Source organism: Actinosynnema sp. NPDC023658 (genome assembly GCF_040639995.1).
In the GTDB taxonomy this organism is placed as follows: Bacteria; Actinomycetota; Actinomycetes; order Mycobacteriales; family Pseudonocardiaceae; genus Actinosynnema.
The window spans coordinates 1-14,970 of the sequence record NZ_JBFAAX010000005.1; the positions used below are offsets into that span (position 1 = coordinate 1).

The following is a 14,970-nucleotide window of genomic DNA, read 5'->3' on the forward strand; positions in this document are numbered from 1 at the left end:
CCGCTTCTTCCTGCCCATGGGCTCCATGATGGGACATCCTTCCGGGGGCACGCGCCCCCTGATCTCAGATGTCCGTCAAAACGGGTCAGGCCCAGATTTGGTGAACCGTGCCCTGAGTCGCGGCCTGCGAGTCGAGGTGTTCAGTAACCTGGTGCGCGTGTCGCCAAGGCTCTGGGAGCTCTTTGCGCAACCTGGCGTGCAGCTCGCCACGAGTTACTACAGCGACCGTCCGGACGAACACGAGGGCATCACCAAGGTGCGGGGTAGCCACCAGCGCACCAAGGCCAACATTGTGGAGGCGTTGCGCCGTGCGATCCCGCTCCGCGTCGGGGTGACCGACCTCGGTGACGGACAGCGCGTCGAGCAGGCACGTGGTGAGCTTGCCGCGCTGGGGTTCGACGGCGAGGTACGTGTCGACCGCTTGCGAGGGGTCGGACGCGGAGTGCGTGCCATGGCCTCCGACTCGTCTGCGCTGTGCGGGCAGTGCGGTGACGGGAAGGTCGCGGTTGCCGCGGACGGCTCGGTGTGGCCGTGCGTGTTTTCGCGTTGGCTGCCGGTGGGTAACGTGCGGCTTGCTCCGCTTGTCGAGATCCTGAACGGACCAACCATGCTGGCGACGACGACTGCGTTGGCCGAGCGGTTCGCGCAACGACCGGTGTCGCCGTGTGTGCCGAACATGTGCGACCCGCAGTGCGGGCCGAGTTGTGGCCCGGCGTGCAACCCTGCGGGCAACTGCACGCCCAAGGGGAAGTGCGTCCCGACCGAGTACTGATCAAGGACAGCCCATGCTTGCCCGCCGCGCGTACATCCCTGACGACCTACTGCCCTCCGGTCTTCCGGATTCACGACCGTGGCCGCTCACCGTGCCGTGCGTGGCGCAGATGGCCGAGGAAGGCATGGTCTTCGAGCGGCCGATCACCTTCCTGGTCGGGGAGAACGGTTCGGGGAAGTCGACCCTGGTCGAGGCGTTCGCCGAGGCGTGGGGACTGGACGCGCGCGGCGGGCGAGCGGGTCGCAAGTACGTCAACGACCGGCCGAAAACGGTGCTGGGTGACCTGCTCCGCTGGGAGACCACGGCCGCGGGCGCCCGGCAGAAGAGCGGGCCGCGGACCAAGCGCCGGGGATACTTTTTGCGGGCCGAGACGGCGTTCGGGTTCATGGAAGCCGTCAGCGGGATGCGCGGCTACTGGGAAGAAGACACCAGCGAGATGAGCCACGGCGAAGGCTTCCTCACCGTGCTGGCGAACATGTTCCGTGAACCCGGCTTCTACCTCATGGACGAGCCCGAGGCGGCGCTGTCGTTCACATCCTGCCTACGGCTGGTCAACCTCCTGTACGACCTCGGTGAATCGGGGGCGCAGGTGATCTGCGCGACGCACTCGCCGGTCCTGGCCGCCACGCCGGGCGCCGACATCATCGAAGTGGGCGACCACGGGTTCCGGCGGACGAAGTGGGAAGACCTCGCACTGGTCGACCACTGGCGCCGGTACATGAACAACCCGGCCGCCTACCTGCGGTACGTCACCGAACAGTGAAAAAGGGCGAGGTGCCGATCGACACAAGCGAAGCCGACGCGCGGTTCCGGCAGTGGATGCGCGACAACCTCGACCGCGCTGCCGAACACTTCGGCGTGGTCGTAACCGGGGACCCGCTGCTCGGCTGGCACGACCGGTCGATCAGCACCCCCGTCCGCAAGGGCGACGCCGAGTACTGGCTGCGCGTCGTGTCCGAGGACAAGCAGTGGATCGCCGGCGACTTCTGGACGGGCAACCTCGACGCGAACGTCCTCGCCGACCTCGCCAAACCGCGCGTCCTGGACGTGGTCGAGTGGGAGGAATGGCGACAGCAGCGCGCCGAACTCATGACCCGCATGCCTGGCCAACCTTGCTCACCCACCGACGCACTGCGCACCGCGGTCGAACTGCCTGACGAGTGGTGGGCCGAGCTGCGCCGCACCACCAACACTGTCGCGGCGACACCGACCGCACGCGTCAACAGCAGCCAGGACAAGATCACCGACCGGATCGTGCAACGCTTCGGCGACGCCGTCGACCCCACCGTGCCCGAATGGGAGACCGTCCACGGCGATGTCCACTGGGCGAACCTGCTGCGTCCACGGTTCGGCCTGCTCGACTGGGAATGGTGGGGACGCGGACCCGCGGGCACCGACGCGGCGACCCTGCTGTGCTACAGCCTCCTGACGCCCACGATCGCGCAGCGAGTACACGACGTTTACGCCGACATCCTCGACACGGACGCGGGTCGGTTCGCGCAGCTCTACACCATCGCCCGGCTGTCGCGTCGAATCGGCGGCGGAGAGTTCCCCGACCTCGCCGAACCGCTCGAAAGATACGCACGAACGTTGCTCGGTCACTGAGGATCCCTTCACGCTGGTGGTCTTCTCACGAAGGCGGTCGGCGGAGAAGACCTTCCCGTCGAGGACCACGTGGCCCAGCCCCTCGTCCTCGGCGCGTCGCAGGGCGTCGTGCGGGTCCGAGATCTGGTCGGCGAGCACGGTGACGGTCTCGTCGTGGTAGCGGTGTGCGCGGTGGCCCTGCTGATGCGAATCCGGCGCTTGCCGTAGTAAGGAGGCGAGGGCGTCCACTGCCGCTTGGTCGAGGGCATCGGCGTTGATGCGGCCGGTGGCGATCATGTCGGAGTGTTCGTTCGTCGCGCATGTCGCTTCCGCCTGCGCCATATGGATTGAGGGGCGGGCAGCTCAGCCGGGCCGACCGTTGGTGGGTTTGGGCGTACAACATGGTGGGGTGCGGCTACGGGTGGCCAGAATGTCGATCAGGACGTAGTCGAGGGTGGCCTCGGAGTGCATGACGACCGGCTTGTCGGCGTGGTTGCCGCCGTTGAAGTGATAGATGAGGAGACCACGCATCGGCTACGCCATCCTGCGCCAGGAGCTGTCACCGACGTCGACGACGGCCTTGTCCCAGCGGTCCTGCAGGCACTGGAGCAGGCGGCTGGTGACTTCGGGGGCGACGTGGGAGTAGGTGCGTTGGACGGGGTCTTTGAGGATGTGGCCGAGTCGGAGTGACTGGGCGATCTCGGGGATGGTGTCGGCGATCATCCAGGTCTTGTGGCTGTGGCGCAGTCCGTGGAAGGTCAGGCCGGGCTTGACCGGTTGGAGGCGCAGGACGGCGCGGGGCTGGTTGAGGTTGCCGTCGGCGGCGGGGCGCATGGCGCGTTTGCTGAAGTTGCTGCGGCGCTGGAGTGCGCCTTCGGGGGTGGTGAAGACGTGCGGGTGGACGTGGTTGTCCAGGTGCGCCCGCAGGAGTCGGACGAGTGACGGGTTGAGGCTGATGGTGCGGGCGGAGGCGTCGGTCTTGGGCTGGCCGAGCCAGAGCTTGCCGCCGGCGGATTCGTGCAGGGCACCGTTCTGGGGGTCGATGATGAGGAAGCCTGTGTCGTCGTCGAAGAGGTGCAGGTTGTGGCGTTGCAGGCCGGTCAGCTCGCCCCAGCGTGCGCCGGTCCAGCCTGCGGTGATGACGAGCACGGCTCCGATGGGTCCGTAGAAGGCGGCGACCTGGTCGGCGATGCGCAGCACCTCGGTGGGCTCGGCCCAGACTTTCTCGGGGATGCGGGCGGCGTGGTTGCGCCGTCCGCGTCGTCGGGGCCGGATGGGGTTGGCGACGATGAGCTTGTCCTCGGCGGCGTCGGTGAGGATCTGAGAGAGCAGCTTGACGAACCCGGCGACGGTCACCGGTGACAGGTGTCCGGCGCGCAGCTGCTTGGCCCATGCCTGAACCTTGAGGTTGGTGATGTCGGCCAGGGCGGTGTCGCCCCAATGGGGCATGATGTGGTTGCGCACGATGCTGCGGTAGTTGTCCTCGGTGCGGGTATCGACGTCGAGGGCGTCCCACCAGTCGGTGAGCCACTCCTCCAGGGTCGTGCGACCGTCGGTGGGGTCGAGCCAGGTGCCGCGACGTTGGTCGGATTCGAGGTCGTTGGCGTGGTCTTGGGCGGCTTTCTCGCTCCTGAAACCGGGGATGGACCCGATGGTGGCGTCGTCGCGGCGAAACCGGACGCGCCAGTGGTTGCTTCCCGACTGCTCCACCCAGGCCATGTGTGCTGCTCCTTCGTTCGGTGGTGGTGTGGTGGTCACGGTGTGACAGGAGGATGAACGCTCCTACGGTCGAGTAATGCAAGCGTTGCGGCACAAGAACTTTCGTCAGTTCCGAGAGGACTTGGTGCACTTGGCGGGTGGTCGTGTGGAGCGTGCGAGTCGGGCGCCTGTCTGGGCGATCGAGGTGAGGTCGTCGCTGGAGAAGCGCAGGTGCTTGCCGAGGAAGGTGCACGGGATCTCCCGGCGTCCTGCCTTGCGTCGAAGCCACGACTCGCGGACGGCCAGCAAGGCCGCCGCTTCGGCGGGGGTGTACAGCAGGCGGTGGGTGTCGGCATCGTGTCGAGGCACGGAGCCCTCCGGAGGTGGTCGAGGGTGCGATGACACCCTTTAACTCCGGAATAAGGACCGTTGGGGGACACGCGCCGACAAGATCTTTTCGCCGGCTTCCGCCCAAACGGTCGTGTGGACCGGCCCGTAAGGCGGGTACCAACCGCTTACCGAACTGGTACCGCGCTTGGTAACCGCTGCTCAGCGCCTTCTGTTCGTGTCTGGATCAGCGACATGACCGACACGGATCGCACGATCGGCGACCGGGCGCATCCGAATAGTTATATACCTCGTAAGCTGCGCCAGGTTCCAGACCGCGTGAGAACCGACGAGGATCCATGGCTGACCGACACCTGATCGACGTGCACGTCCTCCTCGTCCGCGACGACGACATCCTGCTTACCCGCCGCCGCGACACCAACCCGCTCTTCGACGGCCTGTGGCACCTGCCCTCAGGCAAGCTCGACGCGGGAGAGTCCGTTCTCGATGCTGCTGTCCGCGAGGCGAAGGAGGAAGTCGGCGTCCACGTCGACCCCGCGGACCTGCGCCTGGTGCACACCCTGCACGTCAACGGCTCCGGTCCCGAACCCCGCCTCGCCTCTTCTTCGAAACCCGCCACTGGACCGGGACGCCGACCAACCGAGAACCCGACAAGTGCTCCGCGGTCCGTTGGTTCTCTCTGGACGCCTTGCCCGACCGGCTCATCGACTACCCGGCTGCCGGCATCCACGCCTACCGCACCGCTACCACCTTCAGCACTCGAGGCTGGGCCAGACATGCAGGGACGTTCTGAAACGCGGGCCAGCTTAGTGGTCCTTGTCCCGCCGGTTATTTCCTCGACCTGGTGAAAGTTGTGGATTGCCTCAATAGCGACTTGCTGATCCGCGAATCAGCTAAGCCTTGTATCGTCCCTAAAAGGCGGCCCATGACCAAGGCTGTCTGACCTCTCCTTTCAGGCAAGCTATTCGATGGTGTGCCTGGTTCCTCTTTTTGGAATCGGTGCTGGCTTTGTTCAGGGCGAAGGCGGTCCAGCGGAGTTCGGTTGTGGTAGCCAGTGTGCGGTAGCCGGGCCAAGTGGTGACGTCGTAGCCGCCGTAGGCGTCGATGAACGCTGTGTACTCCGAAGATGTGATACGGGCGAAGTCGGTGTGGTCGACAGCCAGAGGGATGAGATCCCACTCGCGAAGGCCGAGTCCTAGGTTGTCGAGATCCAGGAGCACGGGGACACCGTCGGCGGGGACGGCCACGTTGCCTTGCCAGGCATCGCCGTGGACCACACACCGGGGCGATCCGACCTGCAGTTGCGCGTACTCGCGACGCAACCTCTTCAGCAGGTCTTTGAGCCACGTCCGGTCGTGCTCCGAAAGCGTGGCGGCGGCAGTGAGCGCCTCGTCCAGCCCAGCGAAGGGATCAAGCACAGGCAGGGCTGGCGAGAGGGGCGGAGCCAGTGTGTGGAGTCGTTTGAGCACGGCGCCGAGTTCGACGGGGGCGGCGTATCGGTGTTCTGGGATGCACACCCACCAGGTGACGGGCCGATCGTCGACCATGGTGGGCTGGCCAATGTCGTCGAGTGCTTGAACCGCGGGTATGCCGGTGCGGGCCAGCCAGCGCGAGGTGTGCAGCAGGCGGGTGGCGGTCTCGCGGGAGCCGTCGGGGCCGATGCGGGCGATGATGTCGCCCGGTAGTCGGTAGAGGACGTTGACACCGTCGCGGATCAGTTCCGCGCCGGAGGTCGGTACACCTGCTTGTCTGCCTGCGGCCGCCAGTACTCGGTAGGTGGCCTGGTCTTCGTCGACGTCGGAAACGTCAGGCATCGTTGATCGCCGATGCCAGCGAGTGTGACAGGTCAGCCACCTCGGGAATCGCCAGGTGCTGTCCGCTGGCGCGCATCAGGGCACGCAGTTCCCCGTTCATCCGCTGGGAGTGGAACATTGCGGCGTCCGCAACGGCCTGTCGCCCCAGTGCGGTGGCTTCACGTGGGTCGCCGATCGACATGTGCAGTGCGGCCAAGCGCGTCCTGGAGAACGCCCGCGACCGCGGATAGGCGTCGCTGTGCAAGCGGACCGCCGTCTCCAGGCGTTCGGCGGCCTCACCCGGCCGCCCGGTAGCGATGGCGACAGGGATCAGCGCCCTGGCACTGCTGCCTGCGTGTTCGGCCTCGTCGTAGTAGACCAGCCAGGCCGGCTCGGTGGCCGTTTGGCGCTGCGCGAAGTCCGAGTCGGCGCGGTCCACCTGTGATCGCGCTTCTTCGTGACGGCCGAGCACGGCCAGCACTCGGGCACGGACCACCCCGATCACGGCCCTTGCCGTGGCCGTCAGCCGATCGGCACGGACCTGGGCGAACTCGATCAACGACAGGGCTTGGTCCAAGTCGCCCAGGTAGACGGCCTGTCGGGCCATGTCGGTGAGAGTGGCCGCGCGCAGTTCCCACGAGCCACCTTGCTCCGCACACGACAGGGCGAACCGGAAACAGCGCGCCGCGACTGGGTGATCGCCGACATCGAAGGCCGAGAACGCCACCACGCCAGCCAGGTTCCCGACAGCCTCGAACAACGCCACCTCGACCGCGGGCTCGGAGTGCGCCTTCAACATCCGACTCGCCCAACGCAGGTGGGCGATGCCCGCCTCACCTGTCATACCTCCGCCGTAAAGGTTCTCGCTGGCCGCCAGCGCGCTGGTCATCAACTTCACCTGCCCGACCTCGGCCCGGCCCACGCGCCGTCGAGGTGGTGCATCCAACGTCAGGTCGGCGATCGACTTGACCACGTCTGACTTGGCGTCGACGCGGGTAGCCGAGGCAGACAAATTGGCCTCAAGTGCGACCGTGTTCTGCGGTACACGCCTTACATGCGACTTCCCTCGCAGCCTTTTTTGCTCACTCCTGCCCTGTTCTCGCAACGCGATCAGGACGCCCATTGCGTTCAGGGCTTGATCTAGAGCCCGAATGACTTCGGCGGAGGGAAGGTTGTGGCCGACGCGTTCGGCCAGGGACACGTACTGCCTGGTGTAGCCGATCATCCGGGCCAGTTGTGGCTGGCTGAGTCCGGCTTCGGTGCGTCGTCGGCGGATCTCGTGAGCGAGTCGGACACCGGCTGGTGCGGTCATGTCGGAGCGCTCATCGTCGCTCATGTCGCCTCCGCCTGCGCTAGGGGGCAAATAGGGGGCAAATCCGCGTGTCGACTGTTTGCGTTGTTCCCTGATCGTACCGGTCCTGGTTGAAATGCGTATCTACCGATTTCGGCGGGTCGAAAGGGAAGGCGATGATGCTGGTCTCGTCAGGACGCGCGGCTGGGCGGGTGTCCGGATGCTCGATGGCGCGGACGGCCAGGTTCCGACCGGAGTTGCTGTCCCCCGGCGATCACGACCAAGTCCTCGAAGGCGCCTTCGGCCTCGTCTTCGTTCGCGTTCCCTGCATCGGCAGGACCTCGACATCCGACGGATGGGTCGACACAAGCTCGCGCGCCGAACGTGGCCGCGCCATGCCGCTCGTGTGCAGCCGGACTCGGTCGGACTTATCGGCCTGTTCTGCACCACGCCAGACCGAAGCTTGATCATCGCCGCCGACCGTGTAGCGGCCCCCGAGCACAACTGAGGAACGTCGATGGACACCGACGGCGAGAAGTCGCCCGCCATCACGAGGTTGAGTACGGCTCACAGCCGTGAGCTCGGCGAGGAACTACGCCGCATCCGCCGCACCGCTCGCCTGTCCTCCGCAGTCGTCGCCGAGAGCCTGGGCTGGTCGCTGGGCAAGCTCAGCAAACTCGAGACCGGCAACCGCGGCACCAGCCCCTGGGGGATCGCCACCCTCCTTGGCCGCTGCGTCGCCGACGAGGCCACCCGCGATCGCGTCATGGCCATCGCCCACGAGCCCGACACCGGCACCTTCACCCGCACCCACCACGGCAGCCCCGACACCCTCACCGCCCTGACACTGCACGAACACCTCGCCCACAGCGTCACCGCCTACGAACCGCTCACCGTCCCGGCCCTTGCCCAGACCACGGCCTACGCCGGCGCACTGACTGGTGACCAGAACCTGGCCGCCACGCGTGTCGCGCGTCAGGACCGTCTCCTATACCGCCGCACCCCGCCGAACGCCACGCTCTACGTCCACGAAACCGCGCTGCGGCTGGTCGTCGGCAACCGCGCCGCCATGCGCGACCAACTGCTCTACCTCACCCTGCAAGCAGGTCTACCTCACATCACCGTCCACGTCATCCCCATCACCGCACCAGCCCACCCCGCCCTGCGCCACCACGCTGCACTGTTCACCTTCGCCCCACCACTGCGCCCGCTGTCCTATAGCGAAAACGGCATCACCACCGTCTTCCACGACAACCTCCACGCCGTCGAACACCACCAGCGTCGACTCCGCGAACTCCACGCCCGCGCCCTGCCCGCAGCTCAGTCTGGCGAGGTCATTGCCCACTGGGCCGACGCCTACGACAAGGGAATCCGCTGATGGGACCGCGCCCGTTCCAGTGGCAACCTCACGACGGCAAACGCCATGCCATCGACGACAACGCCATGCCTACCCAGAAGACGACCACGCTGTGCGAGGCGCAGCTGACCATCCCCGCTGCACGCCCCACCAAGCAGCAGTGGTGCTGGCCCACCTGTGCGGAGTGCGACGCCGCCTGGCGCTTCGCACAGGGCATCACCCTCTTTCTACCGCAGCAGCGCGACACCAACCGGAAGACGACGCAGCCCCGCGAAAGTCGCCGTCCAACGCGCACCTGATCCAACCGGCAGTCAAGCCCGTCGATTCCGCCACACCTGTTTCTGGATCCCTGTCTGCACGAGGACCATTGCCTGTCGCAGGCCCAGTGCAGCAGTCAAACGGTATAATTGGCCGCATATTCGGGAGACGCTCCCGCTGTCATGCTGACGCCTCTCCTTGTGCGGCGCATCAAGCTTTGATCGTCGGTGCACTATTGTTGTAGGCACGGCGCTGGCATGGAATTGTGTCTATGCGGCGAACCTCTCGACCGATCACTCTGTGTAGCAACATTGAAGATCGCTTGCGCGTACGGTGACTTCCGTAGGGGGTTCATACGGGGGATCACATTGGGGATCAGGTTGGAGATCCTGTTAGAGCGCCACCCCCTCCGACCGGCGAAGAGCCTGCTTATAGGGGCTGTAGAGGGATCCGCTGGTATCCCAGACTCGCTTGTCCACAAGCCGGTGACACATCGGGGCGGGCTGGTCTTCAGTGGTCACTCGATCTGCCCTGTAGTTGCCTGAACTGGCTACGGAAGGCCTGGTCAATACACCGGCTTCGTTGCCTTATTCCACCGACATCGTTGGCCCGCACTATCGAACGGATCGAGCGGATCCCCGCACGTCATCCGCCCTGGACGCATCCAGGGCGGATGACGGAGGCTGTTCCTGCTGCAGTGGTCGGTCTTCGGCAAGCGCGCCATCACAACGACCGCAAGCTGGTCAACAGCCAATGGTCGGACATCCGACAGCGATCAGGACGCCTCGACTGCGATCTCGAACGCCACGGCTATCTGAACTGGACTCCAATGAGGGGCACCCCTACCGAATTGCCGTTCTCCGAACGTCACGTTGTTACGGTGGTCGCGCCTCGCACATCACGAAACGTCGCTGTCGGCTGGCTGGTCGTTACCGGCGACCGCGTGGAACCAGCCGAGCACTTCGATGAGCTGCTCGCGTGCCGGTGTGTCGAGCAAGACGCCGAGGTCGAAGCCCGGTCGCAGGTCGACCTTCCTTGCAGGCAGGTCGACGCCATCGATGCCGTTCAACCGCTGCCGCAGTTCCTCGCGTCGCGTGAGGTTCTCGAAAGGCGGTCGCCTGCGAAGGTGCTGGAACACGACCTCGAACTTGCCGCTCGGGTAGATGGCCGCGGGCCAGATGTTGCCGTCGGGGTGGGACTTCGTACGGGACATGAGGAAGCACGACGTCTCCAGTTCGACTCCGTAGGCCAGGTGCCCGCCGCTCCCGGTCCATGCGTTGAGCACCGCGATCACCGCCTTGGCGATGTCGTGTCCCTGCCGCTCTACAAGCTGGTCGAGGAAGCGGTCGCGCAACGCCGGGTCTTGACCAGGGGTGGGTTCGGGAACCAGGTCCGGTACGTCGGCGCCGATAAGCACGGCAAGCCCTTCGGTGGTGACGCGTTGGGCTTGGTCTGCCCGCCCGTGACTGTCGAACGTCACCCCTTCTGCTGCCAGCAGGTCCCGCGGGTCGTCGGTTTGGGTCGGGTCGAGCCAGGCGAAGTTCGGCGATACCTTGCCGTCGGACTGCAACACCCGGTGCGCGTTAGGAGCGGGCGTGGTGGCGAGGCGCTGACCGATGGACACGGGATGACTGCCGATCAGCGCGGCGAGGTCACCGTAGGTGGTCCAGGATCCGGCGGGCAGTTCGGCAAGAGCTCTGTTCATCACGCCCCATGGCACTCCCGATGAATCGCCATCATGCGTGGCTGGCGCAGGCCACTCGCCGATCACCCGCTCGGCGAGCGCGTCGGCGCGTTCCAGGATCTGCGGCCGTCCCCAGCGCTCCTGCTTGGCGATCTCCTGGCTCATGAGCACGCCGCTACCTGCGAGTTTGGGGCGCTTCACCTCGAACGGGCTGTTGCTGAGAGTGGCGTTGTAACCGGTGAGGGTCAGGTTCCCCAGCGTGTGCACCAGGGCCTCGTGCACCTGCCCGAACTCCTCTCCGGCCTCCAAGTCCTCTGCCAGCACCTGCCGCCACTCCGGGGTCGGTGTTTGGGGCAGCACGTGCTCGATCGTCAGCGACGACAGGTCCACCGGCTCCTTGCTGCCGTAGGTCTCCTCCAACCACCGCAGCACCAACGTCCGGTGATTCGGACGCCCGTTCAGGTAGTAGGGCATGGACCGTGCTGCCGCACGAATCTCACGATCACTCGCGTAGTGCTTGCGGCCGGTCGCCAGATAACGGCGGACGGCATGGTCGACCGGAGCCTCGGAGTCCATCTCAGTCACCATCGTCAGCAGCGTCCTGTTGATGCCAGCCGTGGGGCGGCCGATGAGGAGGCGGCGGACGAAGTAGCTTTCGAGGTACCGCATCGCGGTCGCGATCTGTGCGGAGTCCGCCGTGCCGCCGACTCGCCGGTCCAGCAGGTGCAGCAGCACCGGGTAGACGGTCGTGGTTCCCCACTCGCCGAGCCGCGTCAAGCGATGCCGCACCGCCGGGTCCGGCTCACGCGACGGGTCGAGGATCGTCCGCAGGAGCTGTCCGAGCCTGCCGAACCGAGCGACCTCCCGCTCGACCTCCTCTTCCGAGCGCATCCGATCCAGGCGCCGTTGCTGGCCCGTGTAGGTGTCGGCCTGCTTGGCGCGCGGGTCGCGCTGCACTAGATCGAGCCAGAACAGCAGCTCTAGTTGGCCGCGGTCCAAGGTGTTCTGAAGTGGCAGCCACAGGGACTCGTAGACGGCCTCACCGCGCGTGGGCAGCCGCATGAACAGGTAGTTGCGCAGCAGGTCGGCCTGGGTCAGGCGCAGACCGGTGTTGTTGAGCGACTCGAAGATGCGGTGCGGGTTGTCACCCTGCTGCGCGGTGACCGAGACCAGGGCGAGGCCGGAGATTACCGCGTCCTCGATCCGCTCGACGTCGTGCGGGTCGTCGGGATCGTCCGCGCTCGCAAGTCGAGCGGAGAAGAACCGGTAGGCGGCGCCGATCCGGTCGGTCCCACCCGCCTGCGGGGTGGAGTCGAGGCAGGCGAGGTAGGCGGCGCGGTCGGCCTGCGTCGGTACGAGCTTTAACCGCTGCTGTCCCGGACGCCATTTGTTGATCAGGTACTGCTCGTCGATGCGCTCGCGGTGCTCCTTGCCCTCCGTCGCCGACCGGTGGTCGCGGATGGCGCACAGCAGGATGGACAGGGTGGTGAGCCGCTGCTGACCGTCGATCACCAGGAACTCCGGCACACCGGTCGGCCCGTTGCCCGGGCTGGGCGTGAGCACCACCGAGCCGATGAAGTGGGTCGACTCGCGGTCGTGCGCGCGGTCGTCGGCCAACTGCGTGATGTCTTCCCACAGCTGCTTGAGCTGGGCCGTCTCCCATGAGTAGGTCCGCTGGTAGAGCGGGATCTGGTATTGCTTCGACCCCTCCAGCAGTTCCTGAAGAGTCGTCTCACGTGCCAGGACCACGTGGTCCCCTTTCTGATCAGGATTTGATGCCGAGGCGGACTGAGAGGTCGGTTGACGGCTGGAACACCCGGCTCACCGAGGCGGGGCATCGGTGTTCGCCGGGATGGAGCACACCGGCCTCGACGGCGCCGGTGTCCGGAGTCGTGCTCAGGCTGTTGTGCTGCGACCAGAACTCCAGGAGTACGGCGAGTACAACGAGCGCCCAGGCACCGTCAATCCACCGGCCGGATCTTCGCGCAGGAGCGTCTTCACGGTGCCCGTGCCGTGCGCCGGCGTTTCGTAGTCGTGAGCTATCGAGACCCGGGCCAGACCGACCTCCGTACGGCGCACCAGCGTCTGACACGCTGCGGCGTCGAGACCACGGTCTTCGAGGTGGTCGCCCCGCGTCCAGTGCAACGCGTAGTAGCGGGCCAGTCTGGTCAGCATGGACATGCCGGGCACCAGCGCGCCCACCATGCCTGTCACTAGTGTTGCGACCGAGAGCGGGTAACGACCGCCACGCTGGTCGAGGCCGGGCGCGCACCACCGAGTCCCGTCCACTTCAGCGGGGATCACAGCGCTCCGCCGAATCCAAACTCAAGACCCCGCACCTCATGGTGATCGCCCAGGATCGCGTCTTCGTTTCACTCAGGCAGGGAGGTAAGGCACCGGTCGACGACGCGTAAAACTGGTTCTGGCACGATTTCCGTGATCTAGCCCCGAGATCCGACTGTCGGCCCGGTAGTCGATCATGATTCGAGTGTACTGATCTTGGTGTGATAGGGGTGCTGTTTCCGCATCTGGCCCGATGCTTGCAGGTGTCGGGCCCGGTGGTGCGGATTGTGGCGAGCACCCCGCAGAGGCCGGTCCCGTGCCCAGGATGCGCGACACCGTCGGCCTGGGTGCCCAGCCGTTACGAGCGCCGGCTGTCCGACACCGCCGTGGCCGGGCGGGAGGTGCTGATCCGGCTGCGGGTCCGGCGCCTGTTCTGCGGCAACACCGAGTGTGGCAGGAAGACCTTCGCCGAGGCAGTCCCCGAGTTGACCGCCCGTTATGCCCGGCGGACCACGGTGCTGGAGCGGGTGTTGTGCGCGATCGCGTTGGCCCTGGGCGGCCGGGCCGGGGCACGGCTGACCCGGCACGTGGCCGCCTCGGTCAGTCGGACGACCCTGCTGCGCATGATCCGGGCCCTGCCGGACCCCGAGCACCCGACACCCCGGGTACTGGGCGTGGACGACTTCGCCCTGCGCCGCGGCCATCACTACGGCACCCTGCTGGTCGACATCGAGTTCCACCGCCCGGTCGACGTCCTCACCGATCGCACCGCACAGACGCTCGCGGACTGGCTGCGTGCCCCATCCCGGTGTCGAAGTCCTGTGCCGTGACCGTGCCACCGCCTATGCCGAAGGTGCCCGTAACGGGGCGCCGGAGGCGACCCAGGTCGCTGATCGCTGGCATGTCTGGACCAACCTGGCCGAGGCGGTGGAACGCACCGTGGCCGTCCACCGCGATTGTCTGACCGCCGCGATGGCCGCCCGGGCCGACGGCGACACCGAGGATGCCGGGGTCGGCGGCGGTGAACAGCCCGCTGCGGAGGGCCGTCTGCAGCCGGCGGCACCGGTCGGGCCGGGAGAGCGGACGGACCGGTGGGCAGTTCGAACCCGTGAGCGGCACTCCGCCGTGCACGCGCTGCTGGCCGACGGGGTCGCGATCAGGGACATCAGCAGACGACTGGGGCTCTCACGGGGCACGGTCCGTCGTTTCGCCCGCGCCGACACCGTGGAGCAATTGCTGACCCGCAACGGAACCGGGCGTCGACCCGCATGCTCGAGCCGTTCAAACCCCACCTGCACCGACGCTTCGGCGAGGGATACACCAGTGCCACCGCCCTGTTCGCCGAGATCGCCGCACGCGGCTATCGGGGCGGGTACACGCCGGTGCGCCAGTACCTGCGGCAGTTGCGCACCACCGGGGGCGTCCCGCGGCCACCGCGCAGGCCGCCCTCGGTCCGCCGGGTCGTCGGCTGGATGATGACCGACCCGCCGAACCTGGACCAGGAGGACCGGCGGAGGCTGAATGCCATCCTGGCCGCCAGCCCTTCGCTGCATGCACTGGCCGGTCACGTCCGCTCGTCCGCCACCATGATGTGCTCGCTGCGTGGTCGGGAACTCGAGTCGTGGATGGCCGCTGTCGAGGCTGACGATCAGCCGGCCCTCCGGTCCTTCGTGGTGGGCCTGCGCCGGGATCAGGACGCGGTCACCGCCGGGCTTACCCTGCCCTGGAGCAGCGGGATCGTCGAAGGCCACGTGAACCGCGTGAAGATGCTCAAACGCCAGATGTTCGGCCGAGCCAAACCCGACCTGCTCCGTAAACGAGTACTGCTCACCGAGTGAGCCGATCGGGCCAGATCACGGAAATCGTGCCAGAACCCAAATTGGGTGAAGGTCGTTGCTGGTG

15 protein-coding genes and 2 pseudogenes are annotated in these 14,970 nt (G+C 66.7%); 10 read left to right on the top strand and 7 right to left on the bottom strand.

The annotated features are described in order from the left end of the window. Positions 1–28 precede the first annotated feature (28 nt). The 4 genes from AB0G02_RS01490 to AB0G02_RS01505 all read left to right on the top strand — a co-directional run bounded on the left by AB0G02_RS01490 (position 29) and on the right by AB0G02_RS01505 (position 2,584). On the top strand, positions 29–772 hold the full coding sequence (locus AB0G02_RS01490; RefSeq protein WP_360787711.1) for an SPASM domain-containing protein: 744 nt from the start codon (positions 29–31) through the stop codon (positions 770–772). Positions 773–881: 109 nt separating this feature from the next. Further along, positions 882–1,535: an AAA family ATPase gene (locus tag AB0G02_RS01495; protein ID WP_360787714.1), complete on the top strand. Its 654-nt coding sequence runs from the start codon at positions 882–884 to the stop codon at positions 1,533–1,535. A 188-nt stretch (positions 1,536–1,723) separates the two neighbouring features. After that, on the top strand, positions 1,724–2,377 hold the full coding sequence (locus tag AB0G02_RS01500; RefSeq protein ID WP_360787614.1) for an aminoglycoside phosphotransferase: 654 nt from the start codon (positions 1,724–1,726) through the stop codon (positions 2,375–2,377). A gap of 69 nt (positions 2,378–2,446) precedes the next feature. After that, on the top strand, positions 2,447–2,584 hold the full coding sequence (locus AB0G02_RS01505; RefSeq protein ID WP_360787617.1) for a hypothetical protein: 138 nt from the start codon (positions 2,447–2,449) through the stop codon (positions 2,582–2,584). Between the two features lie 135 nt (positions 2,585–2,719). On the opposite strand, the gene AB0G02_RS01510 is transcribed toward AB0G02_RS01505, so the two are convergent. From AB0G02_RS01510 to AB0G02_RS01520, 3 genes are all read right to left on the bottom strand, one after another. Beyond that, entirely contained in the window at positions 2,720–2,887 is a 168-nt protein-coding gene (locus tag AB0G02_RS01510; RefSeq protein WP_360787620.1) for a hypothetical protein, read from the bottom strand. A 3-nt stretch (positions 2,888–2,890) separates the two neighbouring features. After that, positions 2,891–4,075 carry a multidrug DMT transporter permease gene (locus AB0G02_RS01515; RefSeq protein ID WP_360787623.1) on the bottom strand — a complete coding sequence of 395 codons (1,185 nt, stop codon included), beginning with the start codon at positions 4,073–4,075 and terminating at the stop codon, positions 2,891–2,893. A gap of 105 nt (positions 4,076–4,180) precedes the next feature. Then, positions 4,181–4,423, bottom strand: coding sequence for a helix-turn-helix domain-containing protein (locus AB0G02_RS01520; RefSeq protein ID WP_360787626.1), 243 nt, complete (start codon positions 4,421–4,423; stop codon positions 4,181–4,183). Positions 4,424–4,740: 317 nt separating this feature from the next. Here AB0G02_RS01520 and AB0G02_RS01525 point away from each other — a divergent pair. Continuing rightward, positions 4,741–5,195 (top strand): annotated as a pseudogene (locus AB0G02_RS01525) (NUDIX domain-containing protein). A 118-nt stretch (positions 5,196–5,313) separates the two neighbouring features. Here AB0G02_RS01525 and AB0G02_RS01530 read toward each other — a convergent pair. Beyond that, a complete protein-coding gene (locus AB0G02_RS01530) occupies positions 5,314–6,216 on the bottom strand; it encodes a phosphotransferase (RefSeq protein ID WP_360787629.1) in 903 nt (300 codons plus the stop codon). After that, positions 6,209–7,531, bottom strand: coding sequence for a helix-turn-helix transcriptional regulator (locus AB0G02_RS01535; protein WP_360787632.1), 1,323 nt, complete (start codon positions 7,529–7,531; stop codon positions 6,209–6,211). The genes AB0G02_RS01530 and AB0G02_RS01535 overlap by 8 nt, the downstream gene beginning before the upstream one ends. 472 nt (positions 7,532–8,003) lie before the next feature. Between AB0G02_RS01535 and AB0G02_RS01540 the strand changes: the two genes are divergently transcribed. Continuing rightward, a complete protein-coding gene (locus tag AB0G02_RS01540; protein ID WP_360787636.1) occupies positions 8,004–8,864 on the top strand; it encodes a helix-turn-helix transcriptional regulator in 861 nt (286 codons plus the stop codon). Continuing rightward, positions 8,864–9,142, top strand: coding sequence for a zinc finger protein (locus AB0G02_RS01545; RefSeq protein ID WP_360787639.1), 279 nt, complete (start codon positions 8,864–8,866; stop codon positions 9,140–9,142). The genes AB0G02_RS01540 and AB0G02_RS01545 overlap by 1 nt, the downstream gene beginning before the upstream one ends. Before the next feature lie 857 nt (positions 9,143–9,999). Here AB0G02_RS01545 and AB0G02_RS01550 read toward each other — a convergent pair. Both AB0G02_RS01550 and AB0G02_RS01555 read right to left on the bottom strand, forming a co-directional pair. Further along, entirely contained in the window at positions 10,000–12,534 is a 2,535-nt protein-coding gene (locus tag AB0G02_RS01550; protein ID WP_360787642.1) for a DUF262 domain-containing protein, read from the bottom strand. A 147-nt stretch (positions 12,535–12,681) separates the two neighbouring features. Beyond that, positions 12,682–12,990, bottom strand: a complete 309-nt coding sequence (locus tag AB0G02_RS01555) for a hypothetical protein (RefSeq protein WP_360787645.1) — start codon at positions 12,988–12,990, stop codon at positions 12,682–12,684. 365 nt (positions 12,991–13,355) lie between these two features. Here AB0G02_RS01555 and AB0G02_RS01560 point away from each other — a divergent pair, with 365 nt between their 5' ends. The 3 genes and pseudogenes from AB0G02_RS01560 (at position 13,356) to AB0G02_RS01570 (ending at position 14,906) form a co-directional block, all read left to right on the top strand. Then, on the top strand, positions 13,356–13,898 hold the full coding sequence (locus tag AB0G02_RS01560) for a transposase family protein (protein ID WP_360787717.1): 543 nt from the start codon (positions 13,356–13,358) through the stop codon (positions 13,896–13,898). Then, a pseudogene (locus AB0G02_RS01565) lies at positions 13,864–13,947 on the top strand (hypothetical protein); the annotation flags it as partial. The gene AB0G02_RS01560 and the pseudogene AB0G02_RS01565, both read left to right, overlap by 35 nt. Before the next feature lie 389 nt (positions 13,948–14,336). Next, positions 14,337–14,906 carry a transposase gene (locus AB0G02_RS01570; protein WP_360787648.1) on the top strand — a complete coding sequence of 190 codons (570 nt, stop codon included), beginning with the start codon at positions 14,337–14,339 and terminating at the stop codon, positions 14,904–14,906. Positions 14,907–14,970: the final 64 nt, after the last annotated feature.